Genomic DNA, 21,640 nt, shown 5'->3' with positions numbered 1-21,640 from the left:
TAAACTTATCGTCTGTTTATACAATTTAATGAACATATTTTGCTAATTAATATTGAGAAAGTTAAATGTAATTAATGAGAAACTTCATTAGTTAAACAAAAGAAAGTACTATTCTCAAGTTTGAGAATAGTACTTTCTTATTATATTTTATCTTTCAGTTTGAATAAAGAATACATCTGGGTTGTTGCCATTATAGATATCGTTTCGATTATCTCCCCATCCATGATATAGAGAACATCCTGCCCCTTTAATAATTTGGTTATAGTCTCCCATATAGCAATTAGCAACGCCAGGATCAAAGTTAGGATTAGTGTCTGGAACCAAAGAGAATACAGTGCTAACCATTCCTTCAGCACCTAAGCCTCTCCTAATATTGAAGGTTTTCATAAAGAGTGCAAACCTACCATTTCCAACGCCTGCAGTACCATTAAAACGACTATATTGAATATGAGCACCTCTATCATCAGCTATAACTGAAGGCATAAATGCATAAGCAGTATTACCAGTTATTTGTCTTACAACCCATGTGGCACCTTTATCTCTACTGTATGCAAGATAGATATTAATTGCTGGTTGAGGTAGAGTATTGCCAGTTCCACTATTATAAACAACATACAAAGTTCCATCTGGTCCTATTGCTGCATGAGGGAATTCGTTTGATCTAATTGTTTTAGTAGGAGTTACCTGAATTGCTGGTCTGCCGCAGCCTAAAACATTATTTGCAGCAATTTTAAGATTAGCAACAGTTATAGGAGTACTAAAGGTTGTTCCACCATCAGTTGATTTAACCATACGGATTGCTCTGTTTATTCCACTTGTAATTTGTTCATAGAATACATAGATAGTACCGTCTGGGCCAATTACAGGGAATGAACCAGACACATTATTATCTGGAGATATTGTTTTACTTGATATTAGAACAGTTGGAGTTACTCCAGTAGTCCATTTAGAAAATCTTATAGCTGTTCCATTATTAGAAAAATCTGTCCAAGTAAGGTAGATTGCTTGAGCAAAGTTACCCATTAATGGGTCAGGGCCTACAGCCATCCATTCCTTATCTTCAAAGTTAGTTGGTGAGGTACCTTCTCCAGCTACAAAAGGAGTGTTCATAGTTATTCTTTTAGTTTGGGGATTAACTACTCCAGTTGAAATTAAGATAACCCCAGCAGCAGTAGTTGGTGATCCACCAAGCTCAGCATAGTAGAATATTCCATGAGAATCTACTGCTATTACTGGGTCTCCCCCATTTAGCCAATTAGGATTTTGAGGAAGGTTGCCGCCATCAGTCCAGTTAATACCACAGTCACTAGAGAATGCAAAACCTGAAAAATTATTAGGAATATTAGAATCATTGAAACCAAATAGAATAAAGTTTCTAAACCTTGCTAGGCTTGTCTCGCTTTGGGTTACACGAGGTTTTCTATTTATATCTTCATTTGTGCTATTAACCTGTCTTTCACCTGGAGCACCACAAGGTTCATGTCCACAACCACATTTATGAAAAGGATATGGTGGTTCATGAAAAATGTTTAATTCAGGTGAAGAATCATTAGTAGCTGAAGAATTAAGAAGTTGAATAAACCCGCTTGAAGGGAAAACACTATAAGGATCTTCTGGTAGATTAGTATTATTTAGTTCACTCATCTTAAGACCTCCGTATATTATTTTTTTATCATTAGTAACTCTTATAATTATTTATATGTAAAGAAGCATCAGCTTTCCACGCACATATTGGGAACAATTACATAATTTAGGATAAGTCTTATAATTTTGTTTAATAAAAAAGGATTGCCTCACTGTAGAAATAACTTTACATAGTGAGGCAATCTTTCTTTATATAAGGTTGTGTTTTAAATTAGCGTTGAAATTTTATCAATATTTATATAATAGGCTATAATATAGATATAGAAACTTTAATTTAGTACGCATATGTAAAAAAACGTGTAATTATTATAAGAGAAAAAACAAATTTATCGTAGAGAGAGGGAATTATCATGTCAGAATATAAGGTTATATTTCATATTGATGAGATTAATAAGTGGAAACTCATGTTAAAGAATGTTAGTAATTTATTAAATGTTACAAATGAGAAGTTCTATATTGAGGTTTTGGCAAATTCAGAGGCGGTTAAGTATTATGAAACTAACAAAGAGTTAAACGCTGACGTTAATACTATGGAAAGCTTAAATAAAAAAGGCGTAAAATTTATAGCCTGTAACAATGCATTAATGGCATATGATATAAAAAGTGATAACATTATTGAATTTGTAAATATTGTTCCAGCTGGAGTCGTAGAACTTGTAAAAAAACAAAGCGAAGGATATGCTTATATAAAACCATAGATAAGCTTTAAGTTCACGTCTTTCTTAAAAATCTATATATTTTCAACATTGTTCTTAAACATAGCCTTATTTAAATATAACTAATCAATAGCTGCTTTTAATCCAGAAACCATAAAAGGCAGAATCTCTTTAGCTAGTGTAGAAGCATCTTTCAAATCTCCTTTGCTATGAGAACGCTTGGTTGCACAGTATATTCCACTGCTAATCATAACAGTTATCAATTCTAATTTATCATTGTCATCCTTAGAAAAGGGTTTGATATTAGTAAGCATATTTAATACAATATCTTGTAATTTAAGCTGAACCTTAATGTCAATTAGTACACTTGCAGATTTATATAATCTTGTATAGCTAGTTCCTACAGTCTTGTGATAATCATACATAATGAAGATTAAATCACGTAAGGTTTCTTCGGTTAACTTTGCCTCAGAACTTATTCTACTAGCTACAATTGTCATGAATTTATCAGATATAAAAGAATCTAATAAATCATATTTATCTTCAAAATGAGCATAAAAAGTAGCTCGATTTATTGAAGCTTTTTCTGAAATATCTTTAACTGTAATATCTTCAAAAGCTTTTTTATTGGCGAGTGAAAGAAATGCCTCTTGAATGAGAGTGTGAGTTTTAGTTATTCGTTTATCATTTCTTTGAGATTTTGATATCATACTTTTTTCATCTCCAAATTAAATTAGGCAACACTTCACTATTTTTGTTGGTTGAAGTGCTATTTTTAGTACATTATAATCATAGCATGCAGAAATCTTTAGAACAACAGGTGTTAAGCAAACATTAGGAGGAAGAAAATGAGTGAATTAAAACATAGAATTATAGAAACGAATGTTATTAAAATGCATATAGCAGAGCAAGGAGAAGGACCACTTATAGTATTACTTCATGGTTTTCCTGAAATATGGTACTCTTGGAGAAATCAGATTCCAGTTTTAGCTGAGGCAGGTTATCATGTAGTAGCACCAGATTTAAGAGGTTTTGGAGATACGGATAAACCTGAAGCTATAAGTCAATATACAATACTTCATTTAGTAGGAGATATAGTTGGATTATTAGATGCATTAAATGAAGAGAAGGCAGTAATAGTAGGTAATGATTGGGGAGCAACACTTGCATGGAATGCAGCCTTACTAAGACCGGATAGATTTAGTGGAATTGTTGCATTAACAGTACCTATGATGCCACAGCCTCCTGTTCCTCCAACTTCAGTTTTTCCACAGAACGAGAAGGAACTATTTTACACACTTTACTTCCAAGATCCAGGGGTTGCTGAAAAAGAATTTGAAAAAGATGTACTTTCTACAGTTCATAATCTATTTTATTCAGCATCGGGAGATGCAGGCCCACGTAAAGATAATGATGGAACTCCTAATCCATTTAGCATGGTATCAAGAGAACATGGTTTACTTTCAGCATTGCCAGAACCTAAAATAACTTCTTGGCTAAGTGAAAAAGACTTAGAAGTTTATGAGAAAGCATTTAAGAAAACAGGCTTTAGTGGAGGATTAAATTATTATCGTAATTTAGATAGAAATAGAGAATTGTTAAGCTGCTTTAGTGGAGTAAAAGTAACTATTCCAGCTCTATTTATGGTAGGAAAGCGTGATGTTGGGTTAAGTATTCCAGGAATGGATCAAATAATTTCAGGAATGAAAAGTTTTGTACCAAATCTTCAAAGGACTATTTATATTGAAAATTGTGGGCATTGGGCGCAGCAAGAAAGACCTGAAGAGGTGAGTGCAGCTATAATTTCATTTCTTAAAGATCTATAATGAAATTGACATTTTAAGTTTAATCGGTATATTATAATATTAAAAAAGGAAGTGAATATACCATGTATTTAACAATAGTAGTAAGCTCCATGCAAAGATAACAAAATGTGAAAAACTTTTGCTTGGAGCCAATATAAAGAAAATATTGAGTTTTTCATGTTTTAATGAATCTTTGCATCTTCATTTATTTACTAAATGTTGATAGGGGCGAAGAAATTATGAAATATGAAAAAGCACAAAATATACTGCCGCACGGCATAATTGAATTAATACAAAAGTATATGGATGGCGGATATATCTATATACCTAGAAAAGACGAAAACAAAAGATCCTGGGGAGAAAATACTGAAACTAAGAGCTATCTTAAAGAAAGAGATAGGGAGATTTTTAATAAGTATTCTGCTGGAATATCTGTTAAGAGCTTAGCTGAAGAGTATTTTTTAACAGAAGGAAGTATAAGAAGAATAATAAGGAATCAAAAAATATATGATTAAAATTATTAGGCATATTTTTCACGGTTAATGAAGTGAAGAGTATGCCTTAAATTTTTATATAAGACGTTAAACGATTATAAATAATACAGATTTATTTATGAACTATGCCGTCATGCCTCCTAGGTGTTACATTTATTATAGGAACACAAGGAGGTGAATAACTTATGAGTATTCTAACCATTGAAAACATGAGTCATTCATTTGGAGACAGAATATTATTTAGAAAAGTATCCTTTAGATTATTAAAAGGAGAACACATTGGGCTTATTGGAGCTAACGGCGAGGGTAAATCAACCTTCATGAAAATAATCACTAATCAAATTTTAGCTGATGAAGGAGAAATTAATTGGAATAGTAAATATAGCATTGGATATATGGATCAACAGGTTGACTTAAAAGAAGGGGTTACTGCATTAAATTTTCTTAAAGAGGCATTTAAAGATTTATATGATATAGAAAATAAAATTAATGATTTATATAGTAAGCTTGGGGATCTTAATGAAGAGGAAATGAATAAAGCCTTAAATAGGATTGCAGTAATGCAAGAATCTTTAGATAAGAATGATTTTTATAGCATTAATTCAAGGATTCAAGCTACTTCAGCTGGTCTTGGAATTAAAGAACTTTTAGATAGAGATGTTTCAGCCTTAAGTGGGGGACAGAGGACTAAAGTTTTACTAGCTAAACTACTTTTAGAGAAGCCAGACATTCTACTTTTAGACGAGCCAACAAATCATTTAGATGAAGAGCATATAGAATGGCTTAGAAGTTTTTTAAAGAACTACCAAAATGCATTTATATTAATATCTCATGATAATAGCTTTTTAAATAGTGTAGTAAATGTAGTTTATCACCTTGAGCATAAGGAATTAACAAGATACGAAGGAAACTATGATTATTTTGTTAGGCTTTATGATATAAGAAAAGAGCAAAGGTTAATTGAATATAAAGAGCAGCAAGCAGAAATAGAAAAGCTTGAAGATTATATAAGAAAGAATAAAGTAAGAACTGCAACTGCAAAACAAGCTAAGTCAAGGGAGAAAAAGCTTAATAAGATTGAAAGAATAGAAATAAAAAAGGAAATTATAAAACCAAAGTTTAATTTTAAAAGCACAAATATGCCAGAAAGCACTATTTTTAAAGCAAGAGATTTAATAATTGGGTATAATAAACCACTAAGTAAACCTCTAAATCTAAAGATGAAAAGAGGACAAAAGATTGCAATAATAGGGGCTAATGGTTTAGGAAAGACAACTCTTTTAAAAACCTTACTAGGATTACAAAAGCCTATAAATGGAGAAATAGACTTAAGTTATTATAAAAAGATAGGGTATTTTGAGCAGGAGCTTATAGAAGACAATAACAATTCAGTATTATATGATGTTTGGAATGTTTTCCCTGATTTAACTCAAACAGAAGTAAGAACTAATCTTGCTAGGTGTGGGCTTACAAGGCAGCATATAGATAGCCCTATTAATATATTAAGTGGAGGAGAGCAGGCTAAAGTTAGATTATGTAAGTTAATTAATGAACCTAGTAATATCTTAGTTTTAGATGAACCTACCAATCACTTAGATATTTATGCAAAGGATGAGCTTAAGCGTGCATTAAAAGAATACGATGGCAGCATAATATTAGTATGCCATGAGCCAGAGTTTTATAAGGATATTGCAACGGATATATGGAACTGCGAAGATTGGGTATTTAGTAATTAGTGATAATACGCAGAAAATCCTTGTAAATAAGCTATGTATTAAAAGTCAAACCATTTGTAAAATAAAATCATAAATAAGCAGAAGCTTATACAAATGGAGGGGTTAAAATGAAAAAAGGTATTAAAAGGTGGCGTGTATTCTTCTTAAGCTTAGTTGTATCCATAGGAATGATGGGGGTAGCAGCATTTGCAGCAGACACAAATAAAAATTTAGGGAAAAAGCATGCTTCTATTGAATGGAGTGGACATTCCTGCTTTACAATCACTAATGAGAAAGGAACTAAAGTTGTAACAGATCCATTCCCGGATGGTATTGGATACAAGGTTCCAGAATTATATGCTGACATAGCAACTGTTAGTCATGATCACTTTGATCATAATAATTTAGCTGCAATTAAAAGTAATTTTACAGCCGTAAGAGAACGTGGACAGTTTAATATTGATGGTATAAAAATTAAAGGAACAAAAACTTATCACGATACAGAATTAGGAGCTTTAAGGGGAGAGAATACAGTATATACCTATGATGTTGATGGGGTTAATGTATGTCATTTAGGTGATTTAGGACATGAATTAACAAAAGATCAACTTAAAAGTATAGGAAAAGTAGATATATTAATGATTCCAGTAGGAGGCTTATATACAATTGATCCTGAGGTAGCAGCTAAAGTTGTTAATCAGTTAAATCCTAAGGTTGTTATACCTATGCACTATCAAACAGAAGTACTTTCTCCTGACTTTGGAACATTATCAAAAGTAGATAGCTTTGTAGAGCAAATGAAAGATTGGAAAGTAGTAAAGGAAGATACTTTTAACTTTAATCAATCAGAAATAAAAGCTTCAAAGGATAAACAGTTAGTTATATTAAACTATAATAAATAAAACCATATACAAAAAAAGGAAATTCTCCGATTGTCTAGAATATATTAAGTAAATTTTAGATGATTGGAGATTTTTTCTATGGAGTTATTTACTGTGGATAAGGAAAGGGAAATAAAACTACCAGTTTATGTTGAAACTAAGGAGCCATTTTCTTCAGAGAATCATAGGATGTTTAGATTAATACTTGTTGAAAAAGGTGGAGGTATTTTAAGTGTTAATGATACCAAAACTATATTTACAGCCCCTACAATTTTTTGCTTCAATGTTAATGATAAGATTAAGCTTAATAAAAGCAGTAATTTAAGCGGTAGAGCAATTTATTTTAGTCCTTCCTTGGTAAATAATGTACTAACTTTAGAGAGAATGGAAAACTTTAAAGAAGATATATCTGAATCAGAATATAGGGATTACTATTCACTTAAGCCATTTATTGATAGAAAAGAACTAATATCTGGACAGTTTGAAGTAGGTCCAGCAACTGCTAAGAGAATAGGGAAATTAATAGATTCCTTGCAAGAGGAGTTAAAGCTGTTAAATAATGATTTTTGGAGATGCCGCAGTAGATCTTTCTTTTTAGAGATACTATTTTTATTGCAATATATATATACAGATGCAGAACAAATAACTAAGCCTGAAACCATAAAGCATGCAGATGATATTAATGAAATTATTTTATATTTGCATACTAATTATGAAAGAAAAATTTCTATAGAAGATTTAACGGAAGAATTCCATATTAATAGAACAACCTTGGCAGATAAGTTTACTAAATCTGTTGGAATGTCAGTTATAGAATATTTAATTAGATTAAGAGTTAAAATGGCGTCAACAATGCTTAAAGATACCTTATTACCTATATCAGAAATAGGATATAGAGTAGGTTTTAATGATATAACTCATTTTGGAAGAATGTTTCGAAAGTACACGGGGGAGTCACCATCTATATATAGAAAAAAGAGAATTTAATAATTAAAAAATAAATCATAAAATGATAAGTTTTATGATTTATTTTTCATTTGACTCCTCCCTTAGGGTGGAGTTTATAATAGCCTCAAGGAGGGGAAAATGGATAATAAAATTTTAATAGGTGATTTTGTTAAACTAACTGGAAGTACATTAAAAACAGTTTTATATTATCATAAAATTGGCTTATTAAATGAGCCTAAGCGTTCAATGAGTGGCTATAGATTATATGGAGCAGAGGAACTTGAACGTATGAGAATGATAAAGCATTTGAAAAATTTAGGACTAGATTTAAAACAAATAAAAGAAATATTAGGGCATACAGAAAATAATAGAAATTTAAGAGAAGTGCTTAAATCTCTTCAAAAAGAGCTCCAAAGAGAAAAGCAGAATATAGATGAACAATTATCTAAGATAGAAATATTATTAAGCCAAGAAACTGATGAACTTGAAGAGCCAGCTTTTGCATCTGAATCCTTTAAAAGCATTGTTGAAACCTTAGAACCAGAGCAAGTTGAAGCTTATAAAGAATCTCCAATTTTGTTTAAGCAGCAACGTAATATCTTAGGTGTTATGGACGATTTTAAATGGGGAGAAGATTACAAAGAAAATCTTAGAAAGATAGCAGAATATTTTAAAAAAAATCCAGAAGATCATAAAAAAGCGCTTGAGCTTGGAAAGCGTCTAGCAAAATTAAAAGAAATGTCTGAAGATGATCCTGAGATAGAAAAGCTAGCTAAGGAAGGCGCGGAATTTATAAAGGGCAAACCTTTCTTAAAGGAAATGTTATATGGGAAGGAAGGGTTAGATGATAGAAATGAGAATTTATTAAATGAGATGACTAATAAATATCTATCCCCAGCCCAAATAAAACATAAGAAACTTATACAAAAGTATCTTAATTACAAACAATAGATGAGGGAGGTAAGATTATTGGATAAAAACGCATCAAAATCAAAATTATTTATAGTTCCAATTGTACTAACTATTATTATGTGGGTTATTTTATTTCTTCCAGCAGGCACACTAAAATTCTTACCAGGATGGATCTTTTGGTCAGGGTTTACCTTGATAACATTCTTTATTACCTTTTACTTTATATCAAGGAATTCTGAATTTTTATCAAGAAGAACTAAGGTTAAGCAAGAGAAACAAAGTAAGAAAACTCCAGCAATTTTTAAAGTATATTATTTAGGATTTATTTTACCAGGTATTGATTTTAGGTTTCATTGGTCAAATGAGCCATTGTGGCTAGTGATTTTATCAAATATTATTGCTTTATCAGCCTATATCTTTATATTTTACGTATTTAAAGAAAATGCCTACGCATCAACAGTTATACAAGTAGAGGAAGAGCAACAGGTTATTTCCTCAGGTCCATATAAAATAGTTCGTCACCCTATGTATTTAGGAATGATAGGAATGGCACTATTTATGCCACTAGCACTTGGGTCATATTTTTCTCTAATACCTATGCTATTTATAATACCTATAACCATAATAAGAATAAAAAATGAAGAAGAAAAACTTTTAAATGAACTTAAAGGGTATAAGGAATACTGCTTAAAAACACCTTATCGCTTAATTCCTTTTGTTTGGTAATAAATTATAATATACGTTACAAAAAGAGACTCTAGAGGCATATTATAAAAATAAAAAAGGAGAAATGAATGAAACATAATGAATTACCTAGTGAAAGGTATTTTGGTGATTTAGAACAGGTCTTTACTTTTTATGGAGCTATGCCTACTGGAGTTACAATTTCAGAAAATGGACGTATATTTGTAAACTTCCCTAAATGGGGAGATGATGTTAAGTTTACTGTAGGGGAGATAGTTAAAAATAAGTTAGTTCCTTATCCAGATTTAAATACAAATAAGGTAGACTACAATAATCTAGATAAATGCTTTATAAGTGTACAAAGTGTTGTAGCTGATGGCACGGGAACTCTTTGGGTATTAGATACAGCATCGCCTAATTTTAAGGAGCCCATAAAAGGTGGGGCGAAGCTCGTTAGTGTAGATTTAGCTACCAATAAGATTAAGAGAAGCTATGTTTTTTCAGAGGACGTAGTTTTACCTACAACTTATTTAAATGATGTTCGAATAGATTATCGTGTTGGAGATGCAGGATATGCATATATTACGGATTCTTCAGATAAGGGACCGGGGGCAATTATTGTACTAGACTTAAGCAGTGGGAAAGCATTTAGAAGATTAAATGGTGATGAATCTACTTCAAGTGATCCAAACTTTCTTCTTAAGGTTGAAGGGAAAATACTACTTAATAGAAATAAGGATGGTTCAACATCTAGAATAACAACAGCATCAGATGGGATTGCCATATCACCTGATGGAGAAGTTTTATATTTCTGCCCAATGGCAAGCAGAAACTTATATTCTATAGATACAAAACTTTTAAGAGATGCAAGCATAACAGAGTCAGAACTATCTTCTAAAGTTAAATATTTAGGGGAGAAGGGTGCATCCGATGGAATGATTACTGGCTCAAAAGGAACAGTATATGCTGGAGATTATGAAAATAACAGTATTAGAACAATTTCTCCAGATGGAACCATGAAAACTATTGTTCATGATCCAAGGATATTATGGCCAGATACGCTTACAATAGGAACAGATAAATATTTGTATTTTACAGCTAATCAGCTTCATAGACAAGCAAGATATAACTATGGAAAAGATCAAAGACAAAAGCCCTACGTATTATTTAGAATTAAGATTAATGAATTGCCAGCTCCTACAAAGTAGTACTTATATTAAAGAAATAAAGCTACTGCATTTTTGCAGTAGCTTTGTTTTATTATACTTAAATATTACATTTACCATCAGAATTAAATACACCAAGGAAAAATGTGAAAAAGCAAATAAAAAAATTAATAGATTTAAATATTTAGACAACTTTTTATGTCGAATTTTTTGGGAAAAGTATAGTCAATTATTTAGTGGGAAGTAAATATAATATAGTAAGGTAGTAAACCTATCTTTATTAATTACTATTACTTCTTAAGGAGGAGTTTGCTTGAAAGCTGAAAGAATAAAACAAATTATACAACAAGAACTGCGAATAGCTGAAGGAAGAATAATTGAGAGAATAGAAGAAATATTCGATGATGAAAATGTGATAGTGGAAAATGAAGAAATTGACTATAGTGAAGGAGAAACCCCTTTACCCCAAAATAAAAATTACAGAAAAACTCTAGAGTTATTAAATGAGGGGAAAAGTCAATCTGAAATAGCTAAAATATTAGGAGTTTCAATTCAAACCACAAGAAGATATATTAATTGGTTAATAAGAAATGGACATTATGAGGATAATGTAACAACTGAATTTACTGATAGGGAAGAACAATTGGCAGAACTAGTTTATAGAGATAATAACTCATTAAGTGGTGCAGCAACTTTAATGGGGTGTACAGTAGAAAACGCAAAAGCGGTGCATGATAACTTAATTGCAAAAGGTTATTTAACAGATCCTTTTATAAAGACATTATATCCAGATTTCTTTAAGTATTTATCTAATCCTAGGATAGGCTTTCCAAGTAACAGATATAAATTAGCTTCCCAAGTTAGAAAAGGACAACTTTGTTATATATATTTGACCACACCATGTAAAAAAGTTGTCGCAATGGTAAAAGTAATTTCAGATTTAATTATAACTTCTGGTAGATGGCCATATGTATTTGATGTTGAAGTTATAATTCCACCTAAGAAAGGAGTCACCCTATCACAGGTTGGCATAAATAAAAGATTAACACAAGGGACCACTCATATATGCATTTCAGAGCAAATTAATACAGAATTGATGAATAAGCTTAAAGCACAGCCAAGTTTGACAGATAAGGAAATACAAGACTTTATTGATGAAGTAGATAAATATTTTACAAGATATATGCATCAAAACTAATATAGATTGAGTATATTTAGAAGTAAGATAAAACCTCTGTTTTTAGTTAAAGCTAACTAAAACAGAGGTTTCTTTTATAATTTTTCATTAAATATTACATTTACCATCAGAACAGTTATCAGAATCAGTTGTTTCATCTTCTTTAGATAAAAACTCTATAGTAGGGGATTTAAGTTCTTCATTACGTACTTTCTTAAGTACATCTAAGAATGTTTCAGTAGGCTGTGCACCAGATACTGCATACTTGCTGTTAAATACAAAGAATGGTACACCATTTACTCTTAGCCTTGCAGCTTTTTCTTCATCTTTTCGTACTTCTATATCATACTCATTTGATTCAAGAACACTTAAGGCTTTATCATGATCTAAACCTACTTCACTAGCAAGTGATGCTAACACTTTGTGATCAGATATATTTAAAGAATCTACAAAGTATGCTTTAAGTAATCTTTCTGATAACTCTTTCATCTTGCCTTCAGTTTTTGCATAATGAGATAATCTGTGAGCATCAAAGGTATTTGTAGGTATTAAATCATCAAAATTAAAGTTAAGTCCAATAGCTTTAGCTTGAGCTACTAGATTATCATTTGATGCTTTAGCTTGATCAACTGGTATTCCATATTTACTTGCTATAAGCTCATGAATATTTTCATCATAATGCTTTTTAGCTGATGGATCAAGCTCGAAGCTTCTAAAAATTAATTCAACCTCATCCTTGTGTTCAAAGCTTTCTAAGGCATTTTCAAGCCTTCTCTTTCCTATATAACAAAATGGACATACAAAATCAGACCATATTTCTATTTGCATTAATTATTCCTCCTTATATACCCATGAGGGGTATGCTATTATTTAATATATAGTATATTCCACTAATCTTAAATGTTCAATGGTATAATTAAACTTATTGGATAATTTTATGAGGAAAGTGGTGGGGTTTTTGTATTTTGATATTGAGAGAATTGAGAAGATCCTTAAAGAGCTTCAGGCACGTATTTATAATAAAAGAACAAGAATAGAAGAAGTCTATATTAAAGAGGGCGACTTCAAGAGTTATGAAGAAGCAGAGGCATCGAATGAACCTTGGGTTAAATTTGGAGAATACGATGTTTGGGGAGATAAATATAAAAGATTTTGGTTTAAAGCAGAATTTAATATTCCAAAGGAACTAGAAAATGAATATGTAGTTTTAGAATTAACTACCGGAAAAGAAGGCCAATGGGATGCAATAAATCCTCAGTTTTTAAGCTATCTAAATGGAAATATAGTTCAAGGTCTTGATACCAATCATAGAGAAATCATAGTTAGCAAAAATGCTAAAGAGAGAGAAAGCTTTAGAGCTGACTTTCATGGCTATGGAGGCATGAATGATGGCAAGGCTAATTTTAATGTATATATAAAATCCTTTAATGAAGTTATTGAAAAACTATTTTATGATATAAAAGTTTCTTTAGAAGTAGCAAAGCTATTAAAGGAAGAAGATAAAAAGAGAGTAGATATTTTAAATCATTTAATAAAAGCATTAGAGATATTAGACTTAAGAAAACCTTATTCAGAAAACTATTATAAATCAATTAATGAAGCAATTGAGTACTTAAAAGTCAATTTTTATGAAGGTGAATGTGGAAAAATAAATGAAGGTACTGTTGTTTGTTTAGGTCACACACATTTAGATGTGGCTTGGCTTTGGGATTTAAAACAAACTAGAGAAAAAGCAGTTAGAAGTTTCTCAACTGCACTTAGTATAATGAAAGAATATCCTGATTATACCTTCATGGCATCTCAGCCTATTTTATATAAATTTGTAAAAGAAGAAGCTCCAGAAATTTACGCAGAAATAAAAGAAAGAATTAAAGAAGGAAGATGGGAAGCAGAAGGAGCTATGTATCTTGAAGCAGACTGTAACCTAACTTCGGGAGAATCTTTAGTTAGACAACTTCTACATGGAAAGAAGTTTTTTAGAGAAGAATTTGGTGTAGATAATAAGATTCTTTGGCTTCCTGATGTATTTGGATATTCAGCAGCTCTTCCACAAATTCTTAAAGGATTTGGAATAGATTATTTTGTAACTTCAAAGATAAGCTGGAATGAATATAATAGACTTCCTTATGATACCTTTATGTGGGAAGGACTAGATGGAACAGAGATTTTATCTTATTTTATAACTGCAAATGATTATGAAAAAGTAATAAGTGGAGTTCATAGAACCATATATGAGGCAACTATAAATCCATCTCAAATTAAAGGATCATATGAAAGATATAAACCAAAGCAAATGAATGACGAAGTTATTATATCCTATGGATATGGTGATGGAGGTGGTGGTCCAACTAAGGATATGCTTGAAAATTATTCTAGACTTAATAAGGGGATACCTGGTTCACCTAAAACTACAACTAAGTTTGCTTTAGATTATTTTAAAGACTTAGAAAAGAGAGTAGAAGATTATAAGAGACTTCCAAAGTGGAAAGGCGAATTATATCTTGAATTCCATAGAGGAACTTATACCACTATAGCTAAGAATAAAAAATATAACAGAATGAGTGAATATTTATATCAAGATTTAGAGTTATTTAGTTCTATCGCTAAAACTGTAGATGATAACTTTAAATATGATAAGAAGAGAATAAATGATAATTGGGAGCTAATTTTATTAAATCAATTCCATGACATTATTCCAGGTACATCAATTAAAGAAGTTTATGATGAGTCTTGGAGACAATATGAAAGTGTTTTAGAAAATGGTAAGGATTTATTAAATAATGCTTTAAAAGCTATAAGTAGTAAAATAAATCTTAAAGAAAAAGCTTTAGTAGTATTTAACCAATTATCCTTTGAAAGAAATGAGTATATTGAATTACCAAAGGAGTTAAAAGGTAAAACTTTAGTATATGGGGACGGGGCAGAAGTTTTAGTTCAGAATATTAGTGATAGTAAGGATATTGCCTACGTAACTAATATACCAGCTAAAGGCTATAAGGTTCTTTATATTAATGATGTAGCAGAAAAAGCTCAGATAGAAAACGTGGTTAAGGTCGAGAAGATTAATGGTGGATTTATAATTGAAAATAAGTTTTTAAAAGTAAGTATAGATTTAAGAGGAGAATTAACATCTGTATATGATAAAAGAGCTGATAGAGAAGTTATTAAAGAAGGAGCTAAAGGCAACTCCTTAGTAATTTACGAAGATAAACCACATAATCCTTGGGAAGCCTGGGATACAGATATTTATTATAGGGAAAAGTCCTGGGAAATAACAGAGATTATAGCTATTGAAGTTATAAGTAAAGGACCACTAAAGGCAACCCTAAGAATAGAAAAGAAATATGAAGATTCAACAATTGAGCAATTTATTAGCTTATATCATGATAGCCCAAGAATTGATTTTGAAACTAAGGTTAATTGGAGGGAAGAGCATGTTCTTTTAAGAGCAAATTTCCCAGTAAATATTAAGGGAAATAGAGCAAGCTTTGATATACAATACGGAAATATCGAAAGAGATACTCATTTTAATACTAGCTGGGATATAGCTAAATTTGAAGTGTGCGCACATAAATGGGGAGATATAAGTGAATATGGTTATGGAGTAGCCTTATTAAATGATTGTAAATATGGATATAGCGTAAAAGATGGAGTCTTGAGCTTAACCTTATTAAAGTCACCTAAATGGCCAAATCCAGAAGCAGATATGGGATATCATGAATTTACTTATTCATTATATCCACATGAAGGAAGATGGCAAGAAGGTAAGGTTCAAGAAGAGGCTTATAAGCTAAACTTAAAACCATATGTAATAGTAGAAGAATCTCATACAGGAGTACTTGAAGATAAAATATCTTTTATAAAAGTTGATGCTGAAAATGTAATAGTTGAGGTTATAAAAGAAAAAGAAGTAGGAAATGAAACTATAGTAAGGGTTTTTGAAAGCTTTAATAAGAGAACAAATGTAAAATTATCTAGTTTTATTAAACCTAAAAGAGTATGGGAAGTAAACCTTGAAGAAAAAGAAATAAGGGAACTAGAGATTAATGAAAATGAAGTGGAGTTTATAATAAATCCGTATGAAATAAAAACCTTTAAAGTTGAATATTAATAAATAAAGGATTATTCTTGCTTAAATCAAATTGGAATAATCCTTTATTTTATTTAAATTTAATGAATTTAAAGATGATATATTTGAGTAAAGCTTTATTTTAGTAACTTCCTTTTCACATTAAAATAGAATTCTAACTTTAAAATCATTATGACACACAGGACAGTTTACTGTATGATTTCCAGTTTTTCTTGGTAATCTAAGTACCTTTTTACAATGAGGACATTTGCGATAACGATGCGTTTTAAAATCTTTCAGTCTACGAAATGTTAAAGAACTTTTTGCTTTTATAGGGTTCCATAGCTTTAAAAACATTTGGTTTTCTCTACGTCTTTTATAAATATTTTTAGAAAAGCTCCTATAAAAGGTGAAAATCAGAACAACCCATATAAAAATACTAAGTATATTTGAATGAATAAATGAATTAATAAGCATCAGAACAAAAGATGCAATAACTAAAGCAATATAAAGCTGGTCTGTACCATATCTACCATACATAAAACGTATTAGTTTATTTTTAAAATCGCCCATATTTAATCCTCCTAATTAATATGATCTGAAACAGAAGTAACACATAAAAGGATGAGTACTACATCTTTCATCTTTGTGACATAAATTTTAATAAAAATATAAGCTTAATTTTACCACAATGGCGCAAAAAAAGGAATGTGATAGGTTTGTATTTACATAGCGCAAAAATATATGAGAAGTTTCTTGATCTTGTTACTTATATGAGTAAAAATTGGTAAAATAAATATAGATTAAAAAAATTGCTTTTAGGAGAATTTGATATGAAAGATACAATTGAAAGAGTAAGAAAATTCAGAAACGATAGAGATTGGTCACAATTCCACACTCCAGAGAATTTGGCTAAAGCTATAAATATAGAAGCTGGTGAACTTTTAGAGCACTTTCTTTGGGATAATAATTTTGATAAAGAGGATGTTTGTGATGAATTAGCGGATGTATTGGTTTATTGCATGCATATGGCAGATGCACTAGATGTAAATATTGAAGAAATAATAAATAGAAAAATGGATAAGAATGAAAAGAAATATCCAGTAGAAAAAGCAAAGGGAAATAGCAAAAAATATACTGAGCTTTAATTATAGGGACGTTTCGTGCAGCATATTTGCTACTCGAAACGTCCCTATTTATTTTATTTAATAGAAGGTTATACCGCGGAAAGCTGGTTTAATTTTTTGAGGATCTTGGTACCACTTAGCATATAGTAGTAAGTGTTCTGTTCCCATTGAAAAAGTTGTTCCAATTGCAATGTCATTTCCTCGTCCGTCTGGTGATGTATTCCAACCCATAAAGGAATAACCTGGTTTTATAAGGTCACCAGTATTATAAAGTACCTGTACAGTTTCTCCCTGTAAGTAGGTGTTCCCATCTTCAGGTACAGCACCACCATTGTTTCCATTTCCATTATAAGCTACCGTATAAAAAGGTACTGATGGGTATCCTAAAAAGTTGGGGGTATATCCCGATTTTCCAGCATAATAATAGACCTTGAAATTAGGTGCAACTCCTCCAAATATCCCCACGGGAGCCATAGGTGCATCTCCAAAGAACTTGGCAGTCGCAAGGTTACTACAGGCCAAAAATGCATTATCACCAATACTAGTAATGCTGCTTGGTATAGTAATGGTGGTTAAGCCAGTGCAATAATAGAACCCAAAACTACTAATACCTTCTACACTGCTTGGAAAAGTTACTGGCTCAGATTTTGCAGATGGATAAGTCAATAAATTTTTTTGTGATTTATCATATAAGGCCCCATCAAAGCTAGAATAAACTGTATTTTCACTAACAACAAGGATTGAAGCAAGGTTTGCACATCCGAAAAATGACTTTTTGTTAATACTAGTGACACTACTTGGAATAGTAATGGTGGTTAAGCCAGCGCAATTAGCAAACCCAAAATCTACAATGCTTTCTAAAGTGTCTGGCAAAATAACTGAACCAGTTTTTCCTTCAGGATAGAATAGTAAAGTTGTTACTGGTTTATTATAAAGGGCACCGTCAAAACTAGAATAAACTGTATTTTGACTATCAACATCTATGGAAGTGAGAGCTGTGCAACCATAAAATTCATAGATACCAATGGCTGTTACAGTACTTGGGATAGTAATGCTGGTGAGGTTAGCGCACATAGTAAATGCAAAATCTCCAATGCTTTCTACACCCTCAGGGATAGTAATACTAGTAATATTTAAGCAACTATAGAACGCTGAACTAGCAATACTTTTTAGGGTACCCGGAAAATTAACTGGAGTAACTTTTCCAAGAGGGTAAAGAATCAAAGTATTTTGCGATTTGTCATATAGAACATCATCAAAACTAGAATAAACTAAATTTGCTGCAGCAACATTTATTTGAGCAAGACTTGTACATCCGTCTAACGCTTGTTCACTAATGGATGTGACACTTGCAGGGATAGTAATACTGGTTAAGCTCTCACAGGAATTTAACATACCATCACTAATGCTTGTAATATTATTTGGAAGGGTAATATTTGTGAGGCTAGTGCAGTTCTCAAAGGCATAGCTACCAATGTTCGTTACAGTATTAGGAATAAAAATATCTTTTAGTTTTGAACATTCATAAAACGTATAAGCATTAATGCTAGTTATATTATTTGATAGGGTTACACTCTCAAGATCATGACAGTAACTAAAGGCAGAACTACCGATACTAGTTACACTATCTGGGATAATAACACTATTTAGACCAATGCTGGATTCAAATACATTTTCACCAATAGTAACAACACCAGTTGGAATAGTAACACTCTCTAGTTTCTGACAAAAAGTAAAGGCATCATCACCAATGCTAGTCACATTATTTGAAAAAGCAACTGGACCAGCTTTTGAAGCTGGATAGCATATTAAAGTTGATTCTGTTTTGTCATATAGAGAATCATTATAACTAGAAAAAAATAAATTTTGACCAGAAACAACTATTGAAGTCAAGCTAGGACAATTATAGAATACCTTATAACCAATGGAGGTGACACTACTAGGAATACTAACACTAGTTATAGCATTGTTATAAGCAAAGGTATAGTTACCAATTTCTGCTACAGAGAGTCCAGCTAATGTGCTTGGAACTGTAACACTACCTCCTGTCCCTAGATACCCAGTAATAGTGGCCACATTATTGTATATTTCATACTCAAAATCACCTGAAGTAGGCATATTAAAAAACCTCCTCTTTTAGAAGATAAAAGTTGCTAAATGAAATGAGTTTTAACTTATATAAGAGATACAATCAAAAAGTTAAAATGCTATAACCTTTAAATTTTAAAATGTTTTATATAGTTAGTTTATGGAAAAATTAGGTGTTCTGTGTTACTGGGGACATTTTCATTACTCAAAGGGCATATTATGATGCAAGAATTTTTGTTCTAAAGGCAAATGACAAAATTCACCTTATTGTTACAAATGTAGAGTGGTAAACTTAAAGAAGAGGTGGGGACATTGGGAAATAGATTAGTTCAATTAAAAGAATATATAGAGTTAAAAGATAAATATGATTCGATGACAAAGTATTACTTAAGTCTTATTGAAGAAAAAGAAGACCTTCTTTTTAAAGAAAAAGTTTTTTTAGAAGCAAAATACTTATCTATTTTTGGATATTTAATAAGACAGAAATTACAGCGTGAGATTGATCTTAGAAGGATAAAGAAAAAAATATCCCTTATACAGTTTTATTTAAATAAAGGAGAAAAGGTTGACAAAGAACGCGTAGAAGAAAAGTTAGAAGAAGAGATGAAGCTATTCAAATTTCAGATGGAGGATTTCAAGGAAAGGCTATCTCAAAGTAAAAAACTTATTGAGAGCCCTACCTTAACTGATGAAGAGTATAATGAAGTAAAAAGTATATTTAGAAAACTAGCTAAAAAATTACATCAAAACATTAACTGAAAGAGAAATGAATCTTTGGAATAGGACTCTTGAAGCCTATAATCGTAATGATTTAGAAACTTTAAGATTATTAGCTAATATCTTAATAGAAGATATTGAAGTAGAAAAGATTTCATCATTAGAAATATTAAAAAATAGAATACAGGATTTATGTAGAAAAATAGATTGCATACTTGAGGAGATAGCTAATAACAAAGAACAATTTCCGATAAATATTAAAGATAAAATATTAGATAATGAGTGGGTATCAGAAGAAATTGATAGTTATAAAAAAGTTATTACTCAACTTGAAGAGGCAATAAAGTCTTACTCAGCTTTTTTAAAGGGGATAGAGGAGGAGAGTTAGTGTGAAGGATTCTGAAATAATTATTGGTAATGTAGATGGAAGTTTATTGGTAGGAATAAATAATGGAAGTCTAGAGCTGCCTTTCAATAATAATATATACCTACTAACTGTTCCGATTGCTGGAATTAATTATTATATTAGATATAAAGACTTAATTATATCTAATGGAGATAAGCTAATACTAAAAAGGGAACCTAACAATAATTTTGATACATATGCAATAGAAGTTTTCACCCAAAATGAAATTAAACTAGGGTATATTCCTCATAGAAATAATAAAGTTTTTGCTAGGCTTATGGATGGTGGAAAAAGGCTGTATGCTGAAGTCAGGGAAGTTCAGTACTACTTTGATGAGATAAACGAAATTGTAATTAAAATTTTTATGAATGACATTTAAAAGGACAAGCGTAAGTTTTGATGGCATTTCAACATTTTCATAATAACAAATTAATAAAATAATTAATTTAAAGAAGGCGAAAGCAAGTGAATAATGATGAAACGGAAAGAATAAATAAGTATATAGTTTCAGTAAGATGGCAAAATGCAAAAAGCTATGAAAAGACAGCTCCTCATGAGTATACAATCAGACAATGGAAGCCAGATCTTGAAGAAGAATTCATATGGTTTGTAAATTATATAAGAGCTAATGGAGTTAAGGAATGGTTTTATAAAAAGGAAAATATATATTTCTATTATAAGGGACTTAAATACTGGACTATGGGTGATACAATGGAGAATACATGTGTTATTAATAGAACGGATGATATGAAATCATATAGATAATGCTAATAGTATAAAATGGAGTTGGTTATATTTAAACTGTTTTAAAGGGGGTAGATAAATTATGATAAGAATATCAAGACAATCAAGATATTTTGACTCTTTAAGGAATTATAAAATTTATATTGATGATATATATTGTGGTGATATAAAAGATAATGAAGTCAAAGAATTAAAGATTGAAAATGGAGAACATTCAATTTTTTTGAAAATAGATTGGTGTACAAGTAATAAAGTAACCTTCATTGCAAAAAATAATGAATTAAAAGAATTTAATTGTGGTAACTCAATGAAAGGATTAAAATGTCTGTTAGTCTTTGTTTATATTACATTTTTGAAAAATAATTATTTATTTATAAATTGAAGGAACTACAATCTTCATATTTTTA

Annotated in this window: 22 protein-coding genes; 17 read left to right on the top strand and 5 right to left on the bottom strand. The window is 30.8% G+C overall.

Annotated elements, in window-relative coordinates; all coding sequences use genetic code 11:
- Positions 1–147: 147 nt before the first annotated feature.
- Positions 148–1,644 (bottom strand): sialidase family protein, encoded by a 1,497-nt coding sequence (locus L1S47_RS12675; protein WP_238883896.1) that lies wholly within the window; start codon positions 1,642–1,644, stop codon positions 148–150.
- A 350-nt stretch (positions 1,645–1,994) separates the two neighbouring features.
- Here L1S47_RS12675 and L1S47_RS12670 point away from each other — a divergent pair, with 350 nt between their 5' ends.
- Entirely contained in the window at positions 1,995–2,342 is a 348-nt protein-coding gene (locus L1S47_RS12670; protein WP_238883895.1) for a DsrE family protein, read from the top strand.
- Between the two features lie 80 nt (positions 2,343–2,422).
- Here L1S47_RS12670 and L1S47_RS12665 read toward each other — a convergent pair whose 3' ends face one another.
- Positions 2,423–3,010 (bottom strand): TetR/AcrR family transcriptional regulator, encoded by a 588-nt coding sequence (locus L1S47_RS12665; protein WP_238883894.1) that lies wholly within the window; start codon positions 3,008–3,010, stop codon positions 2,423–2,425.
- 138 nt (positions 3,011–3,148) lie between these two features.
- Here L1S47_RS12665 and L1S47_RS12660 point away from each other — a divergent pair, with 138 nt between their 5' ends.
- From L1S47_RS12660 to L1S47_RS12620, 9 genes are all read left to right on the top strand, one after another.
- A complete protein-coding gene (locus tag L1S47_RS12660; protein WP_238883893.1) occupies positions 3,149–4,126 on the top strand; it encodes an alpha/beta fold hydrolase in 978 nt (325 codons plus the stop codon).
- Between the two features lie 218 nt (positions 4,127–4,344).
- Positions 4,345–4,620: a CD3324 family protein gene (locus L1S47_RS12655; RefSeq protein WP_238883892.1), complete on the top strand. Its 276-nt coding sequence runs from the start codon at positions 4,345–4,347 to the stop codon at positions 4,618–4,620.
- 164 nt (positions 4,621–4,784) lie between these two features.
- A complete protein-coding gene (locus L1S47_RS12650; RefSeq protein WP_238883891.1) occupies positions 4,785–6,335 on the top strand; it encodes an ABC-F family ATP-binding cassette domain-containing protein in 1,551 nt (516 codons plus the stop codon).
- 107 nt (positions 6,336–6,442) lie between these two features.
- The gene (locus L1S47_RS12645; RefSeq protein WP_238883890.1) at positions 6,443–7,216 is read left to right on the top strand and encodes an MBL fold metallo-hydrolase; all 774 of its coding nucleotides are present in this window, start codon (positions 6,443–6,445) and stop codon (positions 7,214–7,216) included.
- Between the two features lie 78 nt (positions 7,217–7,294).
- Entirely contained in the window at positions 7,295–8,182 is an 888-nt protein-coding gene (locus tag L1S47_RS12640; RefSeq protein WP_238883889.1) for an AraC family transcriptional regulator, read from the top strand.
- 99 nt (positions 8,183–8,281) lie between these two features.
- Entirely contained in the window at positions 8,282–9,094 is an 813-nt protein-coding gene (locus tag L1S47_RS12635; RefSeq protein ID WP_238883888.1) for a MerR family transcriptional regulator, read from the top strand.
- An 18-nt stretch (positions 9,095–9,112) separates the two neighbouring features.
- Positions 9,113–9,781, top strand: coding sequence for an isoprenylcysteine carboxylmethyltransferase family protein (locus tag L1S47_RS12630; protein ID WP_306796797.1), 669 nt, complete (start codon positions 9,113–9,115; stop codon positions 9,779–9,781).
- 68 nt (positions 9,782–9,849) lie between these two features.
- Positions 9,850–10,947, top strand: a complete 1,098-nt coding sequence (locus tag L1S47_RS12625) for a major royal jelly family protein (protein ID WP_238883886.1) — start codon at positions 9,850–9,852, stop codon at positions 10,945–10,947.
- Between the two features lie 271 nt (positions 10,948–11,218).
- The gene (locus L1S47_RS12620) at positions 11,219–12,103 is read left to right on the top strand and encodes a winged helix-turn-helix transcriptional regulator (RefSeq protein WP_238883885.1); all 885 of its coding nucleotides are present in this window, start codon (positions 11,219–11,221) and stop codon (positions 12,101–12,103) included.
- Between the two features lie 87 nt (positions 12,104–12,190).
- Here the strand turns inward: L1S47_RS12620 and L1S47_RS12615 are convergent, their stop codons facing one another.
- Positions 12,191–12,910 carry a DsbA family oxidoreductase gene (locus L1S47_RS12615; RefSeq protein WP_238883884.1) on the bottom strand — a complete coding sequence of 240 codons (720 nt, stop codon included), beginning with the start codon at positions 12,908–12,910 and terminating at the stop codon, positions 12,191–12,193.
- A 130-nt stretch (positions 12,911–13,040) separates the two neighbouring features.
- On the opposite strand from L1S47_RS12615, the gene L1S47_RS12610 reads away from it, so the two are divergent.
- Positions 13,041–16,193 carry an alpha-mannosidase gene (locus tag L1S47_RS12610; RefSeq protein ID WP_238883883.1) on the top strand — a complete coding sequence of 1,051 codons (3,153 nt, stop codon included), beginning with the start codon at positions 13,041–13,043 and terminating at the stop codon, positions 16,191–16,193.
- Positions 16,194–16,313: 120 nt separating this feature from the next.
- On the opposite strand, the gene L1S47_RS12605 is transcribed toward L1S47_RS12610, so the two are convergent.
- Entirely contained in the window at positions 16,314–16,724 is a 411-nt protein-coding gene (locus L1S47_RS12605; protein WP_238883882.1) for a hypothetical protein, read from the bottom strand.
- 260 nt (positions 16,725–16,984) lie between these two features.
- On the opposite strand from L1S47_RS12605, the gene L1S47_RS12600 reads away from it, so the two are divergent.
- Complete coding sequence (locus L1S47_RS12600; RefSeq protein ID WP_238883881.1) at positions 16,985–17,299, top strand: nucleotide pyrophosphohydrolase; 315 nt, start codon at positions 16,985–16,987, stop codon at positions 17,297–17,299.
- 57 nt (positions 17,300–17,356) lie between these two features.
- Here the strand turns inward: L1S47_RS12600 and L1S47_RS12595 are convergent, their stop codons facing one another.
- On the bottom strand, positions 17,357–19,396 hold the full coding sequence (locus L1S47_RS12595) for a leucine-rich repeat domain-containing protein (RefSeq protein ID WP_238883880.1): 2,040 nt from the start codon (positions 19,394–19,396) through the stop codon (positions 17,357–17,359).
- A gap of 282 nt (positions 19,397–19,678) precedes the next feature.
- Here L1S47_RS12595 and L1S47_RS12590 point away from each other — a divergent pair, with 282 nt between their 5' ends.
- The 5 genes from L1S47_RS12590 (at position 19,679) to L1S47_RS12570 (ending at position 21,615) form a co-directional block, all read left to right on the top strand.
- The gene (locus L1S47_RS12590; protein WP_238883879.1) at positions 19,679–20,125 is read left to right on the top strand and encodes a hypothetical protein; all 447 of its coding nucleotides are present in this window, start codon (positions 19,679–19,681) and stop codon (positions 20,123–20,125) included.
- A gap of 7 nt (positions 20,126–20,132) precedes the next feature.
- A complete protein-coding gene (locus tag L1S47_RS12585; protein WP_238883878.1) occupies positions 20,133–20,471 on the top strand; it encodes a hypothetical protein in 339 nt (112 codons plus the stop codon).
- Position 20,472: 1 nt separating this feature from the next.
- On the top strand, positions 20,473–20,868 hold the full coding sequence (locus tag L1S47_RS12580) for an HIRAN domain-containing protein (protein WP_238883877.1): 396 nt from the start codon (positions 20,473–20,475) through the stop codon (positions 20,866–20,868).
- Between the two features lie 86 nt (positions 20,869–20,954).
- Positions 20,955–21,254, top strand: a complete 300-nt coding sequence (locus tag L1S47_RS12575; RefSeq protein WP_238883876.1) for a hypothetical protein — start codon at positions 20,955–20,957, stop codon at positions 21,252–21,254.
- Positions 21,255–21,315: 61 nt separating this feature from the next.
- Positions 21,316–21,615 carry a hypothetical protein gene (locus L1S47_RS12570; RefSeq protein ID WP_238883875.1) on the top strand — a complete coding sequence of 100 codons (300 nt, stop codon included), beginning with the start codon at positions 21,316–21,318 and terminating at the stop codon, positions 21,613–21,615.
- Positions 21,616–21,640: the final 25 nt, after the last annotated feature.

It is taken from the genome of Clostridium sp. YIM B02551, from assembly GCF_022324735.1.
Classification (GTDB): Bacteria; Bacillota; Clostridia; order Clostridiales; family Clostridiaceae; genus Clostridium_T; species Clostridium_T paridis.
The sequence above is the reverse complement of the archived record's forward strand: the minus strand, read 5'-3'. Positions and strand labels throughout refer to the sequence as shown.

What these genes read in the sequence shown, in the direction of transcription:
- L1S47_RS12675 (WP_238883896.1), bottom strand. Translation starts at nt 1,644, where the DNA reads ATGAGTGAACTAAATAATACTAATCTACCAGAAGATCCTTATAGTGTT.
- L1S47_RS12670 (WP_238883895.1), top strand. Translation starts at nt 1,995, where the DNA reads ATGTCAGAATATAAGGTTATATTTCATATTGATGAGATTAATAAGTGG.
- L1S47_RS12665 (WP_238883894.1), bottom strand. Translation starts at nt 3,010, where the DNA reads ATGATATCAAAATCTCAAAGAAATGATAAACGAATAACTAAAACTCAC.
- L1S47_RS12660 (WP_238883893.1), top strand. Translation starts at nt 3,149, where the DNA reads ATGAGTGAATTAAAACATAGAATTATAGAAACGAATGTTATTAAAATG.
- L1S47_RS12655 (WP_238883892.1), top strand. Translation starts at nt 4,345, where the DNA reads ATGAAATATGAAAAAGCACAAAATATACTGCCGCACGGCATAATTGAA.
- L1S47_RS12650 (WP_238883891.1), top strand. Translation starts at nt 4,785, where the DNA reads ATGAGTATTCTAACCATTGAAAACATGAGTCATTCATTTGGAGACAGA.
- L1S47_RS12645 (WP_238883890.1), top strand. Translation starts at nt 6,443, where the DNA reads ATGAAAAAAGGTATTAAAAGGTGGCGTGTATTCTTCTTAAGCTTAGTT.
- L1S47_RS12640 (WP_238883889.1), top strand. Translation starts at nt 7,295, where the DNA reads ATGGAGTTATTTACTGTGGATAAGGAAAGGGAAATAAAACTACCAGTT.
- L1S47_RS12635 (WP_238883888.1), top strand. Translation starts at nt 8,282, where the DNA reads ATGGATAATAAAATTTTAATAGGTGATTTTGTTAAACTAACTGGAAGT.
- L1S47_RS12625 (WP_238883886.1), top strand. Translation starts at nt 9,850, where the DNA reads ATGAAACATAATGAATTACCTAGTGAAAGGTATTTTGGTGATTTAGAA.
- L1S47_RS12615 (WP_238883884.1), bottom strand. Translation starts at nt 12,910, where the DNA reads ATGCAAATAGAAATATGGTCTGATTTTGTATGTCCATTTTGTTATATA.
- L1S47_RS12605 (WP_238883882.1), bottom strand. Translation starts at nt 16,724, where the DNA reads ATGGGCGATTTTAAAAATAAACTAATACGTTTTATGTATGGTAGATAT.
- L1S47_RS12600 (WP_238883881.1), top strand. Translation starts at nt 16,985, where the DNA reads ATGAAAGATACAATTGAAAGAGTAAGAAAATTCAGAAACGATAGAGAT.
- L1S47_RS12595 (WP_238883880.1), bottom strand. Translation starts at nt 19,396, where the DNA reads ATGCCTACTTCAGGTGATTTTGAGTATGAAATATACAATAATGTGGCC.
- L1S47_RS12585 (WP_238883878.1), top strand. Translation starts at nt 20,133, where the DNA reads ATGAATCTTTGGAATAGGACTCTTGAAGCCTATAATCGTAATGATTTA.
- L1S47_RS12570 (WP_238883875.1), top strand. Translation starts at nt 21,316, where the DNA reads ATGATAAGAATATCAAGACAATCAAGATATTTTGACTCTTTAAGGAAT.